This window comes from Runella sp. SP2, assembly GCF_003711225.1.
Lineage (GTDB): Bacteria > Bacteroidota > Bacteroidia > Cytophagales > Spirosomataceae > Runella.
In genome coordinates, this window is the sequence record NZ_CP031030.1 from 284,343 (window position 1) to 300,892 (window position 16,550).

Below are 16,550 nucleotides of genomic sequence, written 5' to 3' on the forward strand. Positions count from 1 at the left end.
TTACTTTAGCGGTATTAATGAAGTTGAAAAACCATGCCATAACGTGTTATGAATGTATTAGTAGTAGAAGACGACGCGGAGCTTGCGCAGTTTATTCAGAAAGGATTACACTCGGAAGGAAACTCCGTAACGTTGGCTTTTGATGGAACAATTGGCCGAAGTTTTGTCAATGACCATCGCTTTGATGTGGTTGTTTTAGACGTAAGTCTTCCTGGAATGAACGGCTACGATTTGTGTCATTATATCAAACAAAATTGGCCAGCTATTCCCGTTTTATTACTCACAGCTTTGGGTAGCTTAGATAATAAAGTCGCTGGTTTTGAGGCTGGTGCGGATGATTATTTGACAAAGCCTTTTGCGTTTAAAGAATTGTTGTTTCGACTTAAAGCGCTCTCTCGTCGCCATTCTGTTCAGCCTATGGTACCCAAACGCCTCGAAGTAGCGGATTTGGTACTTGATACCGACTCGCATCAAGTGTGGCGAGGAGGGAAGCGCATTATTCTTACGGCGCGCGAGTATGCGCTACTTGAATACCTACTGATAAACCAAGGACGCGTTATGAGTCGGGTAAATATTCAAGAGAATGTCTGGGATATTCATTTTAATACCAACACCAACGTAGTGGATGTCTATATCAATTATTTGCGTCGAAAAATTGATACCGAAGAACCAAAGTTGGTACACACTGTTTTTGGCGTAGGCTACATGATAGGGCTAGAACCATGAGAATTAAACAGAGAATAACCATCGCATTTGGTCTATTGGTTGCGACTATCCTTTTTCTATTTTCAATTTTTATATACCAAGCCTACGAAACCAACCGCCGTTCGCTGATGAAAACCCGTTTGCAGCGAAGGGCGCTTGCAATTCAGTCGTATTTTAAAAATAGAAATGAGTTTTGGCAATCCAGCTATTTGACGCTGCTCGATCAGCATGAATCATTGTTTGATTCACAAAACAAGCGAGTATATTCGACTTCGGAAGCATACGTCCCGTCGGCCAAAATACTTCAAGAAGCCCGCAAGGGAGAGGTTTATTTTAGTTACAACACTTCCACTTGGGAATATCCGATGGAAGGGGTCGCACTTTCGTTTATCAATAAGGGAGAAAAGTACGTTGCAATCGTCACGGCCTATGATTTGACGGGGCGACAAACGGGAGATAACCTCATCTTGACCTTAATTGCGGGCAACAACATTGCGCTTGTCATCATCGTTTTTGTGGGTTTTTTGTTTGCCCAACGGGCCATGCAACCTTTTGACCGATTGATTCGGCAAATCAATGGGGCGAGTGTAAATGACTTCTCGTTTCGGTTGCAATACGACAATACAAAGCCCAACGAGGCGAGTTATTTGGCCGACGCCTTCAACCTGCTATTGAATCGGTTGCAGCAATCAATGCGTAGTCATGAGCATTTTATTCGTTATGCCTCGCACGAAATTCGGACACCATTGACGGTTGTGAAGGGAATGTTAGAAACAAGTTTGGCCTACGATAAATCGCTGGCAACTACCCGCGAAAGTACCGAAAAAGCCCTCGTTCGTTTGGAAGGTGCCATCGAATTGGCAACAGTGCTTTTGCAATTGACCGAAGTAGAAGGCTTGAAAGACAGTCGTTTGCAGGAAGATATAAATGTTGTCGATACCATTTTAGATACGATGGGGTATTTTCAAGAAAAGTATCCATCGCAACTCGTTGACCTCCAATTGAGTGATGCTTTTATTGAACGTAGTTCTGTCATTAAAGTGGTCGGGAATAATAGTTTACTCCGAACAGTTTTAATCAATATCATTGACAATGCTTGTAAGTATTCTGCGCATCAGCCTGTTTTGGTTCAGTTAGATTATCAACCACATTGGACTGTTATTGAGGTTGTTGATAAAGGTATTGGCATTCCTGAGTCTCAGCTTGATGAGGTTTTTTTGCCAATGATGCGCGCCGAAAATGTAGGTGATATCAAAGGGTTTGGATTGGGGCTTACCTTGGCGAATAAAGTGATGACCATTCACCAAGGTAAATTAGAGATTCAATCCGTTCCCAATCAGGGAACAACTGTGTCGCTTAGTTTGCCCACTACTTTGTTAAACGCCTAACACAGCACGCCCCGAACTACGATTCGGGGCGCACATGGTTTCAAGTTTCTAACGTGTCTTAATTGCTTTTGTACGAAACTACGCCCTGTTGGTTAATCCCGAAAAAGAGGTAATTATTAACGGAAAGAACACTGCGAACTTCGCCTTGTAACATAAAGCCTGAACGAGCCTGCGGAACATAACTGAATTTTCCTTGGCCGTTGTTGTGCAAAAGCACCCCAAAATTGGCGTCGTAATGCCCAAAGCGCAGGCGAGTATGCAATTGGTTTCCGCAAAGCAGGAGGTCTTTTTTGCCGTCTTTGTCATAATCCAAAGCCACCAACGCATGAACAGGTGATGCTTGAACTTCGAGCGGAAGGGCTTGGGGGGCAAATTTGCCATCGGCACCACGGATAAACAAAGTGGTGGCAAGATGAGTGGCTTCCAAATGTCCCGCACCACTCAACTCCGACGAATCAAAAACATCTTGCAGCGTCGCTTCGGCGTACGTTTTGTAGTCGGTGTAGCGCTTGCCCATAATCGGAAGCTGCCCAATCAACTCATCACGCGTGACGTACGGGTAGCTTTTTCCTTGGATGTAGGTACACAAAATGGGGTCAATTCGTCCGTTTTGGTCAAAATCCTTGAAGTACAATTCAGCAGGTTGTTCCTTCGAGGCTTTCACTTGCGAGTTTAAACCCAAATTCCCCACGACCAAGTCCATTTTTCCATCGCCGTTGAAATCGTCCACCAGCAATTTGTTCCACCAACCGCTGTATTTTTGGCCAAAATAGGCATCCGTTTTGTTCTCCAATTTTCCATTGACGTTTTCAAATACCGTGACGGGCATCCATTCGCCCACCACAATCAACTCAGGCTTTTTATCGCCATTGAGGTCGAGCCAGGCCGCATCCGTTATCATGCCTAAAATGCGAATTTCGGGAGCAGTTTGAGTTGTAATATCTTTAAAACGTACTTCTTTTGTTCCCCCATTGGGGGCTAGGGGGCTGAGTATAAAACTTTGCGGAGTCTCAGGGTAGCTTCCTGGCACAACTCGCCCACCTACAAACAAGTCAGGTTTGCCGTCGCCATTCACATCCGCTACCCGAACGCAGCTTGTGCTTACGGGCATTGAAGGAAGTGCGGCGGCGTTTTTGGTGAAATTTCCTTGTCCATCGTTTAGGTAAAGTGCATCCTGCAAAAGCGGGTCGTTGGGCTGAAAATTGGCATACCCTCCGTGACAAACGTATAAATCAAGGTCTTTATCGCCATCGGCATCAAAAAACACAGCGTCCGAAGCATCGCTTTTGGCATCCATTTCAAAAGCGGATTGCGCTTTTTTGGCAAAACGCGGAGCGGCGTCCGAACTGCCTTTTTGTTGCAAAAACAAAGCGCCAGCTTGGCCGTTTCCACCTCCCACAAAGACGTCTTCGAGGCCGTCGCCATTCACATCGCCTTTGGCAAGGCACGGCCCCACGTACGATTGTGGGTTGACCATCAAAATCTGACGTTTAAAGTCATTAAAGCCAGTTGGGGGTTGTTGGTACGCAATGGGCGAGGAGGTAGGTTGAAAAAGTGGCGCGGGAGGCGCAGCCTTGAAAGGATTCAACGTCGCGTCTTTCACATTGAGCGTCAGCCATTGGTCACCTTTAAGGTTGGCAAGGCGCTGTTGTTTGCCGTTTGGCCAAGTAATGTGCAGCGAATCAATGGTGGCGTTTGTCCCTAACCCAAAATTGAGCACACCCGACACGCTCGACTGATACCCACGCATGGGCATTTGTTCGAGGTACTGAGGTTGGCCTTTTTGGAAAATGGTCACTTTAGCTCCAATCCCAAAACGATTGTTTTCTGAGCCAGCCAAACTGATTTTGAGGTAGTGGTTTTGGAGTTTTTTGTTGGCGTCGTTTTGATAAATAAAAGCGGGCGCGTTGATGTTATTTACGACCAAGTCCAAGTCGCCATCGTTGTCCAAATCGGCATATACCGCACCATTGCTGTTGGAATGTTGACCCAATCCCCAAGCCATACCAACGTTTTTGAAGGTCAGGTCTTTGTTGTTTTTATAGGCATAATTGACGACGTTCGAGGCGGGCATCTGTTGCACGAGCTTCATCACGTCATCTCGGGTTACGTTGGCCGCATTTTGCTGAAACTCGTTCATGTATTTCAGAAAATCTAGGTTCGTATAGTCGCGCAAGTAGCCGTTGGTAATGTATAGGTCTTTCCAACCGTCGTTGTCATAATCGGCAAACAGCGCCGCCCAGCTCCAATCGGTGTTTGAGATTCCCGCCATTTGACCGATTTCCAGCCCCCTAACCCCCAATGGGGGAACATTAGTCCCCCCATTGGGGGTTAGGGGGCTGGGGCTGATTAGTTGCAACATATTCCGCATAAACTGCTTTTGAAAACCCGAGCGCACGGTCATGTCAAACTTTTCGTAGTTGTCGGGGGCCATGAGCAATTTTTGACGTCGGTTGTCCTCGGGCAACATGTCGAGGGTAAAAATATCAGGCTGAGCATCATTGTTCACATCGGCTACGTCGTTGCCCATCGAAAACTGTGAAATATGCCCAATCGACTGCCCAAGTTGGTCGGTAAATCCTCCTTTTTGGTTGTTGATATAGAGGCGGTCGGGGATGGTATAGTCATTACTTACGTAAATATCAGGCCAGCCATCTTGGTTAAAATCGGCGATTCCTGCCCCTAAACCATACGAAAGCGGAGAACTATTGATACCCGATTGGGTGGTTACATCAACAAATTTAGTTCCCCCATTGGGGGTTAGGGGGCTGTTACGATAAAGGCGAGAGCCACTTACCTCATCATTCATTTTTATCCATTCGGCACTATTGGATTCATTCAAGACGGGCAACGATTTGATGTTGTGATTGAGCAAAAACAAATCCAAATCGCCATCGCGGTCGTAGTCAAAGAAATACGCATTGGTGCTCGATGCCATGCTGTTGAGGCCATATTCAGCAGCTTGTTCCACGAAGGTAGGAACGCCTTGAGCGTTGTTACCTTGGTTGATAAACAGTTCGTTGGCTTTTTTCTCAGGCATCAAATTGCCCGAGTGGCAGACGTAAATATCAAGTTTTCCATCGCCGTTGACGTCGGCCATGGTCACACCCGTTTTCCACGGCCCCGAGCGTCCAGCAGCTCCAGAAGGCAACGTAATATCCTCAAATTTCATGTTGCCACGGTTGAGGTACAGTTTATTGTCGCTCATGTTGGCCGTAAAATACAGGTCTTCGAGCTTATCACCGTTGAGGTCGCCCACGGCCACACCACCGCCGTTGTAGAAATATTCGTACATCAAAACGTTGGTATTCAGACCTTCGTTGATGATGTTTTGAAAGTCAACCCCCGTTTGTTCGGCGGTTAGCTGCGTAAAAAGGGTAGGTTCGTTGGATTCTTGTTCGCCTTGGTTGTTGGACGTGTCGTTACAACTGGCAAGGAAAAAGGCAAAACAGGTTATATAAAGAGTAGATGTTAGCTTCATAAAAAAGTAGAAATCGAAAGTAAACTAGGTGAATTGACGACAAAATTGAATAATATCATTTAGGTCTTTTTCATTTTGGAAGTCGATGGTATTTTCTTGTAAATAACTGTCTATCTGTTTTTTATACTTAGGGAAAATCTTGTGGAGTGACGATTTGGTGGTTTTGTAGCAGCGATTATTCTGGTCAATAAAGAAATGGATGCCATATTTTCTGAACACAACATCGCCTTTTGGGTCTAATTTTTGCACGGAAGCATTTCCATTGGAAAATGAGGAATAAGACTTAGTAGAAGTAGCTCCTAATGATTGCTGATAGCCTCCGACTCTTTCAACGTTGGTTACTCTTAATTCCTGTTTCGTACCGAGTCGAATCAGTGATTCAGGGGCAGGTTCGATGAGGAGGTAACCATATTTGGCGTCAAAAATAAATTGCTGACTTCCGACAAAAATTTCTTTGATTAATTGTTCATTGGCCAAAGATAGTGTGTCTTTGTTGTTGTTAATAAAATGTATTTCACTTAAAAGTAAATTGTAATTTAGTTGGGCAACAGAGGTTGTGCCATTTAAAAAAACAACTTTTCCAGTTTGGAATTGGGGATGTAGATACTGGAGCGTGGCGGGAATAGCTTTCTTAGGCTCTTCGCCCGCTTTGACTTTGAAAAAATCTTGGGCCTTCACTGAGTAAATGAAAAGCTGTACTACTAAGAACAAGCTAACTGCCTTCATGGTCAAGATGTGATTAAGGGGTTTACGTCATTTTTCGTAATATACTTCTTAGCACGATAAGAACGTGATTCCAGAGCGTTGGTAAAAAGCCAAAGTGTTTTGATAAAACGTTGAACCTGTCAATGAGTGATTTTCGGTGCTTTTGTACCGAAATGCCTCCCGTGAGGTATTTACACAAAACAAATTCTACTAAGTAAGTTTGGTGTGATTTTTTTAAAATATCAATTTCCCAGCCAATATCAGCACTGAGGTTTTTTACATCATATAACGGTGCCAATGCCCTTTTGGCAATAAAAGCCTGATGGCATACTTTCATTCCCAGTGCCATGTCCTGCCAAGTAAGTTGCCGAGGTAGGCTGTGGGGGGTAACTTGAGAGCGGAGGCCAACGACGGAGCCATCATTGTTTACAAACAAAGCGTCGCTGTAATAAACATCGGCTTTGGCGGATAGCAGCGGAAACAATCGTGCAAGTACTTCATTATTGCGTATTTCGTCGCCTGCATTCATGAACCAAACGTACTCGCCCGTTGCTAATCCTAGTCCTTTGTTCATCGCGTCATATAAGCCTTTGTCAGGTTCCGAAACGAGCTTATTGATGATTGAATGATACGACTTTGCGATGGATAAGGTGGTATCTTTTGAAGCTCCATCAACAATGATATACTCGACAAGCGAGCGTTGGTCGGGAGCAAGGGAGGCCAAGTTGGCAGTTATACTTTTGAGGGTGCGTTCTAAAAAGACTTCCGCGTTATAAGTAATGGTAATGATAGACAATAGCCGCGTCATAAAACGTACATTTTCTCAAAAATAAAAGAAAAAATCTACCTCTAAGGCAGAGGTAGATTTTTTCAAATAAGCAACTGCTTTGAAATGGCCTAGTAACCAGGGTTTTGAACCAACTTACTGTTACGGTTGATTTCATCGCGGTGGATTGGCAAGTAGTACAATTTATCGTTCCAGTTACGGTTTTCCTTACCTGGGTCAATTTCAAATACAGTGTAAGAATAATTGTAGTTTTCTTTGTCGTATTTGTAAAGACTTACCGTTTTGCCTGGCTTGAGCGTTCCAACAACACTGATACCGTTTGCTTTACGGCCAAGCGTAGTTGGGGCAATCATCCAACGACGGGCATCGTGGTAGCGTTGTTCTTCTAAGAACATCTCAATGCGCTTTTCGTTGCGGAAACGCTGACGAAGTGCATTGCCCGACTCAGTAATGGCTGGCATACCTGCGCGGAAACGGATTTTGTTCAACCAATTACGAGCTTCTTCATCTTGTCCAAGCTCAATACATGCTTCAGCGTAGTTAAACACCATTTCAGTGTATCGTAAAATTGGCCAAGGCACTTCTTGCCACGTATTTTGGTCAACAATCGCAGGGTTAGGATCAGTAAACTTACGGATATAATAGCCAGTGTAGCTACCGTTCCAGTCTTCAATGGGGCTTTGACGTGTATCCAAACCAAAGTGAGTTACCTTAGCACCCGAAGCATTCACGATTTCGTAGCGGCCTGTTTGGATTTGGCTAGCAGGGTCACGAGGTAGGTTGGCATTACTACGAACTTTCCAAGGTGACCCTTCAAACAAAATCGAAGAATAAAAACGTGGGTCACGGTTAACGTATGGGTCAGAAGCGTGTGCAGGGTTTTTCCAGTCAAACTTCGTTCCATCCATCATTTCGTAATCATCAATCATCAACTGAATCGGCGTATTACCAGCCCAGTTATTGTAGCCATTGGGGCCATTAAACAACCCTTGGCGACCACCGTTTTCTTGTTTTGCATTGATAAAGTAACGAGCCATCAACAATTCATTTTGACCTCCATTTCGCGAAAGAGAGTTGTTCATGTAGTTGGTCGTTCCTTGTTGTGGTGTAACAGGCGCTGTTAGGTTGAGCAAGTTACCGTAGCCTGGCAAATCCAAGACGGCTTTTGCAGCAGCCTTTGCTTTTTGCCAACGCTCTGCCTGAGTACCAGTAGTATTGGCAATGAGCTCAGGTTTACTAAATCCAGCAAGAGTGGTAGAACCTGCCTTCATTTTGGTGGCATCGTGCAAGTCACTCGCATCGTAAGTTAAAATACGTGCTTTGAGTGCTAGTGCAGCAGCTTCGTTAGCACGGCCAGCGGCCATGCTTCTGCCTTTTAATAAGGCAGCGGCCTCGTCCAAATCTTTGACAATGAAAGCAACCGTCTCAGCCCAAGTGTTACGAGTCGCCATAAAATCGGCCTCGCCTAATTCATAAGGGCGGTCGATGAGAGGTACGCCGCCATAGTAGCGAGCCAATTGGTGATAATAATAAGCACGCATGAATTTAGCTTCACCTGTCAAGCGCTCCACGATGGTACCAGTGTTGGTAAACTTAGGGCTAGCTAGGTTTTTGAGCGCAAGGTTACATGCGCGGATACGCAAGTACATTTGCTGCCAGCTGAGAGTCCCGTTTACCCAACCAATATCAGCAGGGTTAGAACGTCCTTCTGTGATGGTGGTAATACCACGGCCTGGGTGCGTAAAAATGGTTTCGTCCGTCAGAGAGGCTAACATTTGCTCGTCGAAACCTCCATTTCCAAAACCAGCATAGATTTCTGAAACAAAAGCCTCTGCAAGGGCTGCATCCGTCCACACTGCATTTTCTGAAAGTTCATTGAGTGGCTCTGTATTTACAAAGTCATCATTACAACTTGTCACAACTACCGAGAAGGCAAGAAGCGACGCAACTAAAATTTTGTATCTTTTCATTTTGTTCTGGTTTATGTTGTTAGAATGAAGCAACAAGACCTACGTTTACGATTTTCTGCTGAGGATAGTACTGTCCAGTAGAGTTATCGGTTTCGGGGTCAAATACTTTTAACTTATCAACAGTGAAAAGGTTTAAACCATTGAAATAAACTCTGAGGTTATTCATTCCGACTTTCTTAACAAGAGTAGAAGGAACGTTATATCCTACCTCTAAGTTTTTCAAACGGATGTAATCTGAGCTTCTGAGCCAGTACGTATTGTTGGTTGAGTAGTACTGGTCATTGCGGTTGGCAATACGAGGGTGTACGTCGCTTGGATTGTCAATTGTCCAACGATTTTCGTAGATGTCTAACAAGTAGTTTCCGATATTACCCATTTCAGCAGCACTTACGTATTGCTTTGCACCCGCTGCTCCTTGAAGTAGAACTGTCAGGTCAAAGTTTTTGTAACTAGCTGATAAATTCAAACCTCCAGTAAACAAAGGAATGTTGGTGAAGTTGGTACGTACTTGGTCGTCAGGAGTGATTTTTCCGTCGCCATTGTGGTCTTTGTATTTCATATCACCAGGACGTAGGTTATTGACAAGTGCTGTATAATTGATGGTATTTGCATCAATTGCTGCTTGGTCTTTAAACACCCCGTCATAAACATAAGCTTGGTAAGTAAACATAGGCTTACCAGTAGTACGTTGCCATTCTGGTGCTCCTGGTGCTTCGTCCCAGAACAAAATTTTGTTTTGAGCATATCCACCATTAAGACTTACATTGTACTTGAAGCCATCTTTTTGGTTGCGGTAACCGATGTTAAACTCCCAACCTTTATTGAGTACTTCACCCAAGTTCTGGCGAGGTAGTGTCAAACCTGTACTTTGAGGTACTGAAGCATTTTTTGTCCAAAGGATGTTGGTACGTTTGTTAGAAAACAAATCAAATTCAAAGAATACATTGCCGTTGAACAACTGACCTTCTAAACCAATGTTAGAGTTGGTAGCCACTTCCCACGTAATTTGCGTATTAGGAATACGTGCTTCAAACAATGTTTTTGTTTCTGTATTACCTAAGATATAGCTTCTAAATCCGTACGTAGAGAGGTATTGATAAGAAATATCGGCAGGGTTACTGGCAATTTGGTCATTACCCAACTGGCCGATTGACCCGCGAAGTTTCAAGAAATTAACCGCAGGTAGTGCTTTCTTGAAGAAACTTTCTTCCGAAATTACCCATCCTGCCATGATACCTGGGAAGAAACCATAACGCGTTTGTTGGGGGAAGATATCTGAGGCATCATAACGCCATAGGAATTCTCCGATGTACTTCTCTTTGAAGTTATAACCTACGCGACCAAAATAGTTAAGACGAGCCGTTTCAAATGCACCACCGTTGTTGTTACGCTGCAAGTCACCACCAGCAAACATCTGATCCAAAGCCGTAGAAAGGAAGAAGCGACGGAAAGCCGAGAAGTTATTTCCATTGATGGTTTCACGGTTGGTACCTGCCAATAAATTGAAGGTATGGTTTCCAATCGTCTTATCGTAAGAAAGAACAGTTCCCAACAAAATGTTAAGTTGGTTGATATTAACTTGGTTCAAACTTGGATCAGCAGGGCCGCGTCTTGCAGGAACAAGATTAGGGTTCCCGTTGGCATCAACCCCCGACCCTTTTTGATAAAGTGTCCACGGAATAAGCCATGTTTTGTTGTTTTGAGCCAGGTTGTCAATCGCAGCGTTCATGCTCAATTTAAGCCCGTCAACCCACGGGAATTTAATGTCAATTTGCCCGTTAGATTGGAAGTAATTACGAGTATCGCGGTCATAACCAGCCAAGTCAGTCGTAATAACCACTGGGTTTTGTCCGTTTTCAATATCAGGTCCAGGACGACCATCTGGCCAGAAAGCTGGTTCTTGTGGTTTACCACGCATCAACATACGGAAAATCGCTCCTGGTGATTGCGTAGAGTAACGACGTGCCTCTTGACGACCTACGATACCTAATGTCAAAGTGATATACTTGTTGATTTTAGCGTCAAAGTTCAAACGCATATCATACTGCTTATAACCAGTAGATGACTGGATATAGTTAGCATCCTGGTTTTGGTAACCCAATGAAGCCAAATAAGAGAAGTTCTCTGTTCCACCATTTAGTTGAACATTATGGCGTGCTTGTGGCGACCAGTTTTTGAGGGTAGAACCGTACCAGTCAGTGTTAGGATAGTTCCAAGGGTCAGTGCCATCTGCGTATTTTTGAATGGCTTGAGGCGTAAAAGGCGCATTTCTTACTGTACCATTGGGGCGAGTAAACGAACCTGTGGTTTTGTATGCTTGGTTTGCCGCTGCCCACTCAGATACAGGCAATTGATAAATGTCCAAATCATTCAACATGCTCGTGTATTGAGCCGCGTTGGTTAATTTAGGAATAACCGTTGGGTTAGACCATCCTTGGTTGAATGAATACGAAAGCTCAGGTTTCCCCGTTTTTCCACGCTTAGTCGTAATCAAAATAACCCCGTTAGCCGCACGTGAACCGTAAATAGCCGCCGCCGCATCTTTCAAAACGGAAATACTTTCGATGTCAGCTGGATTGATACGGTCTAAGCCCCCTGCACGGTTAGGAATCCCATCGATTACGATAAGGGCACCGTTGTTGTTGAGGGTATTTGAACCACGAATCCTGATGGCCGAGCCATCACCTCCAGGAAGACCGCTGCGGTTTACCGCAGTTACCCCTGGTAAACGCCCAGCTAAGGAGTTAGATAAGTTGGCTGCAGGTGATTTTACCAAATCGGTTCCTTTTACACTTACAACCGATCCAGTGATGGTTTCTTTCTTTTGTGTACCATAACCTACAACTACTACTTCATTCAGTGCTTTTACATCAACAGCCATCGTTATGTTGACACTCGAACGGTTGTTTACAGGGATTTCTTGTGAAAGATAACCAATGAAGGAGAATACTAAGATTGCACTTTTTTCATCAGTAACGTTGATAGAATAAGCACCGTTTATGTCGCTGGATGTACCTACTGAGGTTCCTTTGACCACTACACTTACGCCAGGCAGAGGCTGCCCTTGCTCGTCTGTGATTTTACCTTTGACGGTAATCGCCAGGTTCCCTGAGTTGCGCTCAGGTTGGAGTTTAGCAAATACCACCGATTTGCTTTCTTGACGTGCTTGCCACCGAGTTGCTTCTTGGGCATAACTACTAATCGTGTGACCCACGAGTAGCATAGCCAGAGGCATTCTTAGCAAACTGAGTTTGTAGCTCACTTTTGTCATAAGAAATTGTGATTATTGAGTTGATAGATAAAATGAAAAAAATTCGGTATCAGAGAAAATCAATTTTTGGGGTTAGGACGAATAGGCTGTAGCTGCCTGAAAACACCCCTCAAGAAGTTGAGTATCAGTGGGTCATAAAATATGTTTAGGTTGATAGATAGGAGTAAAGCGCTGCTAAAATACCTTACATAATACAATGTACAAATATATACTGTTATAGTGCAAAAAACTTGGCTATTTTTTGCAAATACTGACTATATTTTGACTGAAAAAGCGATTTATTTATAATTTTTAAACAATATACTTTTAGTTTGTTAATATAAAATTTTCTTTTATATATGTATAATCCAATAAAGTTTTTTCTGATTGTGTCACTTACTTGAAAGTAGTTTGAGTGTGCAAATAAAAAGTGTTTTTGTCCTATTTTTGGTTAAGATACTACCAAAATTGTAAGGAATTTTACCATTAAAAACAGATGAAACGTTTTGTAACAAGTTAACTTTTTGCTGTACTTTTGCTACGATGGAAGTCAAGAAGAAAAAGAAGCCTAGTGCGACCGAAAAACGGGTCATCGGCCGTAACGATATGATAGATTTCCCTGATTTGGGATTAATGAATGTTCGTGTAAAAATTGACACGGGCGCTTATACTTCCTCTATCCATTGTTTTAAGATAAGCGTGGAAGAAGGGGTACTTTCTTTTTTCTTGCCTGCGCATCGCAGTGAAAAACACCAAAAATTTACCACAGATCAATTTGAGCTAAAAGCCATTAAAAACTCGTTTGGCCAGACTGAAATGCGGTATGTCATCAAAACAAAAGTGATACTTTTTGGCAAAATTATCAGAACTGAATTTTCGCTCGCCGACCGCTCTCAGATGCGGTACCCCGTGCTTTTGGGGCGAAAGCTGTTGCGCAGTCGGTTTTTAGTGGATGTCTCTCTCGAAAATTTATCCTACGATTTTATGCAACGCAAAAGTAGAGCCAAAGCGTAGTTAACAAAAACGTAATATTATCTCAACGTACTTCCTTATAATTTTGTCACGCAGGAACATAAAATACAAGGATATAAGGAAGCCTTGTGTAGCGTTCCATTGTTTGTCTTTCCAATTATGAAAATTGCGGTTTTATCAACCAATGCTAAGTTATATTCTACTCGAAAGCTAGTCGAGGCCATTCAGCAGCGCGGCCATGAGGCTGTTGTCATCAATCACGCCTTGTGCCACGTACTCATCGAGGAAGAAAAGCCTGTTATTTTGTATAAAAATACAGAAATTGAAGGAATCGACGCCGTCATTCCTCGAATCGGCGCATCGGTAACCGACTATGGAAGTGCCGTAGTGCGCCAGTTTGAGATGATGAAAGTCTTTACCACGGTGAAGTCGCAGGCCATCATGCGGTCGCGAAACAAACTGCGAAGCCTTCAAATTCTTTCTAAAGCTGGGGTTCAAATACCCAAAACAGTTTTTGCCAATCAAGCAAAAGACATTGATAGCTTGATTAAATTAGTGGATGGACCGCCCGTTATTATTAAACTATTAGAAGGTACACAAGGTGTAGGTGTGGTGTTGGCTGAGTCTAATAAGGCAGCCAAATCGACGATTGAAGCCTTTTATGGGCTAAAAACCAACGTCTTGATTCAAGAATACATTGCGGAAGCAAACGGGGCGGATATTCGGGCTTTTGTGGTTGGGAATAAGGTGGTAGCTGCCATGAAACGTCAAGGAACGACGGGGGAATTTCGTTCAAACCTCCACCGTGGCGGAAAAGCAGAAGCAATTGTGTTACCACCAGAAGAAGAAAAAGCAGCTTTGCAAGCGGCAAAGGCACTTGGCGTGCGGGTAGCGGGAGTTGATATGATTCGGTCTAATCGGGGGCCGATGATTATGGAAGTAAACTCTTCGCCAGGGTTGGAGGGTATCGAAAAGGTGACAGGCGTGAATGTCGCAGACTTGATAATTGGGTATATTGAAGAAAAAAAACTGATGGATGAAGGGGATACGATTGGGGTATAGGTAAAATGTACTATTTTTCGACTTTGAACCTATGATGAAAAAAGTACTCTATGCTCGATATAGCATCCTACAGTAAACAAACTAAATACCTTGTTGCGCTTGACTCCATTATTTTTGGGTTTGATGGCAACCAGCTAAATATCCTTCTGGTAAAACGTGGCCCTGATTCTACCATCGACACTTGGTCGCTGATGGGAGGGTGGCTGGATGGGAATGAAAACCTTGAACAGTCAGCCGAACGTATTTTGTACGAGCTTACGGGATTGAAGGAGGTCTATCTCGAACAGCTATACACTTTTGGGGATATTCATCGTGACCCCATCGCACGGACAGTTTCGGTAGCGTATTTTGCGCTGATTAACGTCGAACATTATGATTCGAGTGTTTCGGAAGTGCATCATGCGCAGTGGTTTCCAGTCAGCGAAATGCCCGAGGCCATCTTGTTTGATCATCGTCAAATGATTGATTTGGCCATTCAAAAACTGCGTTATAAAGCTGCCTTGCACCCATTAGGTTTTGAATTACTTCCCGAAAAATTTACGATTCCTCAGCTTCAAAAACTGTACGAAGCCATCTTTCAAACAACCTTTGATAAGCGGAATTTTAGCCGTAAAATTCTTTCAACGCATTTGTTGGTGAAGTTAAAGGAAAAGCAAAAGTCTTCTAAAAAAGGAGCATACCTGTACCAAGTCAATGAAGAAAAGTATAAAACGTACAGCAATTCGTTCCTGAATTTTGTTTCAAATCCTGAGTTTTAGAGGTACATAGATATTATCAATAATACGTGACGTAGGGTTAAAGGAACACCAATAAAAATGCCGTCGCTTTTGGGCGACGGCATTTTTATGATTACCTATTGGCTAACTGCTATCAACAGACTTCTAACTGCTGATTTAAGCTGTCTGTGCTTCGCGGTGAATGATGGCTTCGCGGTCAGGGCCAGTTGAGATAAAGCTAATTGGAAGTTTCAATTCGGCTTCTAAGAACTCAATATAAGCAGCAAGTTCTGCTGGAATCTCGTTGTATGAATGAAGGTTTTCTAATGATGTAGCCCAACCCTTCAACGTTTTGTAAACAGGCGTTACTTCGTCGTCGCAAAGGTCGTAAGGAAGCTGGTCGGTAGTGGTACCGTCGGGCAATTGGTAGTGCGTACAAATTTGAATTTCTTCAAAAATATTCAAAACATCGACTTTCATCATGACCAACTGTGTGACACCATTAATCATAATGGCGTATTTGAGGGCAGGAAGGTCAATCCATCCACAACGACGCGGACGCCCCGTGGTTGAACCAAACTCACGTCCTTCTTGACGAATACGCTCCCCGACTTCATCCAACAATTCGGTAGGGAACGGACCGCTTCCTACGCGTGTGCAGTAAGCTTTAAAAATCCCAAATACCTCGCCGATGTGCTTTGGTGCAACCCCCAAGCCAGTACAAGCCCCCGCAGCGGTGGTGGTAGAACTGGTTACAAAAGGATACGAGCCAAAGTCAATGTCCAACAATGAACCTTGTGCACCTTCTGCCAATACCGTTTGGCCTGCTTCGAGTGATTCATTTACTACGTATTCGCTGTCCACAAACTGGAATTGTTTGAGGAATTCGATTGCTTCAAAGAACGCTTGTTCAGCTTCAGCAAGTGAGGTTTCAAACTCATAGTTGTAAAACTTGAGGATGACCTTGTGCTGATCTACTAGGTGGTTGTACTTCTCTTTGAAATTTGGCGAAAGAATGTCACCCATCCGCAACCCCATCCGCGCTACTTTATCTTGGTAAGTAGGGCCAATACCGCGCAATGTAGAACCAATTTTGGCAGCACCTTTTGATTGTTCGTAGGCAGCATCAAGCAAGCGGTGGGTTGGAACAATAACCGCCGCTTTTTTGGAGATAAACAAATTTTTATCAAGTGGGAGATTGAACTTAGCCAAGCCATCAATTTCTTTTTTGAGGACGATGGGGTCAAGTACAAGTCCGTTTCCGATAACGTTTTTGATTTCAGGACGGAAAATTCCCGACGGAATTTGGTGCAAAACGTGCTTAAAACCGTCAAATTCGAGTGTATGCCCCGCGTTAGGCCCACCTTGGAAGCGTGCCACCACTTGGTATTGTGGCGCCAAAACGTCCACTATTTTCCCTTTTCCTTCGTCGCCCCATTGGAGGCCGAGTAATACATCAACTTTCATTAGAAATTATAACCCCTAACCCTGAAGGGGATTTTATTGGATGTGAT

The 16,550-nt window shown here is 43.7% G+C and carries 11 protein-coding genes; 5 read left to right on the forward strand and 6 right to left on the reverse strand.

From position 1 onward, the window contains the following. Window positions 1-48 precede the first annotated feature (48 nt). Window positions 49-726 (forward strand): response regulator transcription factor, encoded by a 678-nt coding sequence (locus DTQ70_RS01180; RefSeq protein WP_122929110.1) that lies wholly within the window; start codon window positions 49-51, stop codon window positions 724-726. After that, window positions 723-2,093 (forward strand): HAMP domain-containing sensor histidine kinase, encoded by a 1,371-nt coding sequence (locus DTQ70_RS01185; protein ID WP_122929111.1) that lies wholly within the window; start codon window positions 723-725, stop codon window positions 2,091-2,093. Before DTQ70_RS01180 ends, DTQ70_RS01185 begins: the two co-directional genes overlap by 4 nt. A 58-nt stretch (window positions 2,094-2,151) precedes the next feature. Here the strand turns inward: DTQ70_RS01185 and DTQ70_RS01190 are convergent, their stop codons facing one another. The 5 genes from DTQ70_RS01190 to DTQ70_RS01210 form a co-directional block, all read right to left on the reverse strand. Next, window positions 2,152-5,574 carry a VCBS repeat-containing protein gene (locus DTQ70_RS01190; RefSeq protein WP_122929112.1) on the reverse strand — a complete coding sequence of 1,141 codons (3,423 nt, stop codon included), beginning with the start codon at window positions 5,572-5,574 and terminating at the stop codon, window positions 2,152-2,154. A gap of 24 nt (window positions 5,575-5,598) precedes the next feature. After that, window positions 5,599-6,300: a hypothetical protein gene (locus DTQ70_RS01195; RefSeq protein ID WP_122929113.1), complete on the reverse strand. Its 702-nt coding sequence runs from the start codon at window positions 6,298-6,300 to the stop codon at window positions 5,599-5,601. A 22-nt stretch (window positions 6,301-6,322) separates the two neighbouring features. Then, window positions 6,323-7,087 carry a glycosyltransferase family 2 protein gene (locus tag DTQ70_RS01200; RefSeq protein ID WP_122929114.1) on the reverse strand — a complete coding sequence of 255 codons (765 nt, stop codon included), beginning with the start codon at window positions 7,085-7,087 and terminating at the stop codon, window positions 6,323-6,325. Between the two features lie 89 nt (window positions 7,088-7,176). Next, complete coding sequence (locus DTQ70_RS01205; RefSeq protein ID WP_122929115.1) at window positions 7,177-9,036, reverse strand: RagB/SusD family nutrient uptake outer membrane protein; 1,860 nt, start codon at window positions 9,034-9,036, stop codon at window positions 7,177-7,179. A 19-nt stretch (window positions 9,037-9,055) separates the two neighbouring features. Beyond that, window positions 9,056-12,307 (reverse strand): TonB-dependent receptor, encoded by a 3,252-nt coding sequence (locus DTQ70_RS01210; RefSeq protein ID WP_229600050.1) that lies wholly within the window; start codon window positions 12,305-12,307, stop codon window positions 9,056-9,058. 522 nt (window positions 12,308-12,829) lie between these two features. Between DTQ70_RS01210 and DTQ70_RS01215 the strand changes: the two genes are divergently transcribed. The 3 genes from DTQ70_RS01215 to DTQ70_RS01225 all read left to right on the forward strand — a co-directional run bounded on the left by DTQ70_RS01215 (window position 12,830) and on the right by DTQ70_RS01225 (window position 15,078). Then, window positions 12,830-13,300 carry a RimK/LysX family protein gene (locus DTQ70_RS01215; protein WP_122929116.1) on the forward strand — a complete coding sequence of 157 codons (471 nt, stop codon included), beginning with the start codon at window positions 12,830-12,832 and terminating at the stop codon, window positions 13,298-13,300. A gap of 117 nt (window positions 13,301-13,417) precedes the next feature. Continuing rightward, on the forward strand, window positions 13,418-14,320 hold the full coding sequence (gene rimK / locus DTQ70_RS01220; protein WP_122929117.1) for a 30S ribosomal protein S6--L-glutamate ligase: 903 nt from the start codon (window positions 13,418-13,420) through the stop codon (window positions 14,318-14,320). Window positions 14,321-14,370: 50 nt separating this feature from the next. Then, on the forward strand, window positions 14,371-15,078 hold the full coding sequence (locus DTQ70_RS01225) for an NrtR DNA-binding winged helix domain-containing protein (RefSeq protein WP_122929118.1): 708 nt from the start codon (window positions 14,371-14,373) through the stop codon (window positions 15,076-15,078). A 135-nt stretch (window positions 15,079-15,213) separates the two neighbouring features. Here the strand turns inward: DTQ70_RS01225 and DTQ70_RS01230 are convergent, their stop codons facing one another. Beyond that, window positions 15,214-16,503, reverse strand: a complete 1,290-nt coding sequence (locus tag DTQ70_RS01230; RefSeq protein WP_122929119.1) for an adenylosuccinate synthase — start codon at window positions 16,501-16,503, stop codon at window positions 15,214-15,216. Window positions 16,504-16,550 lie beyond the last annotated feature (47 nt).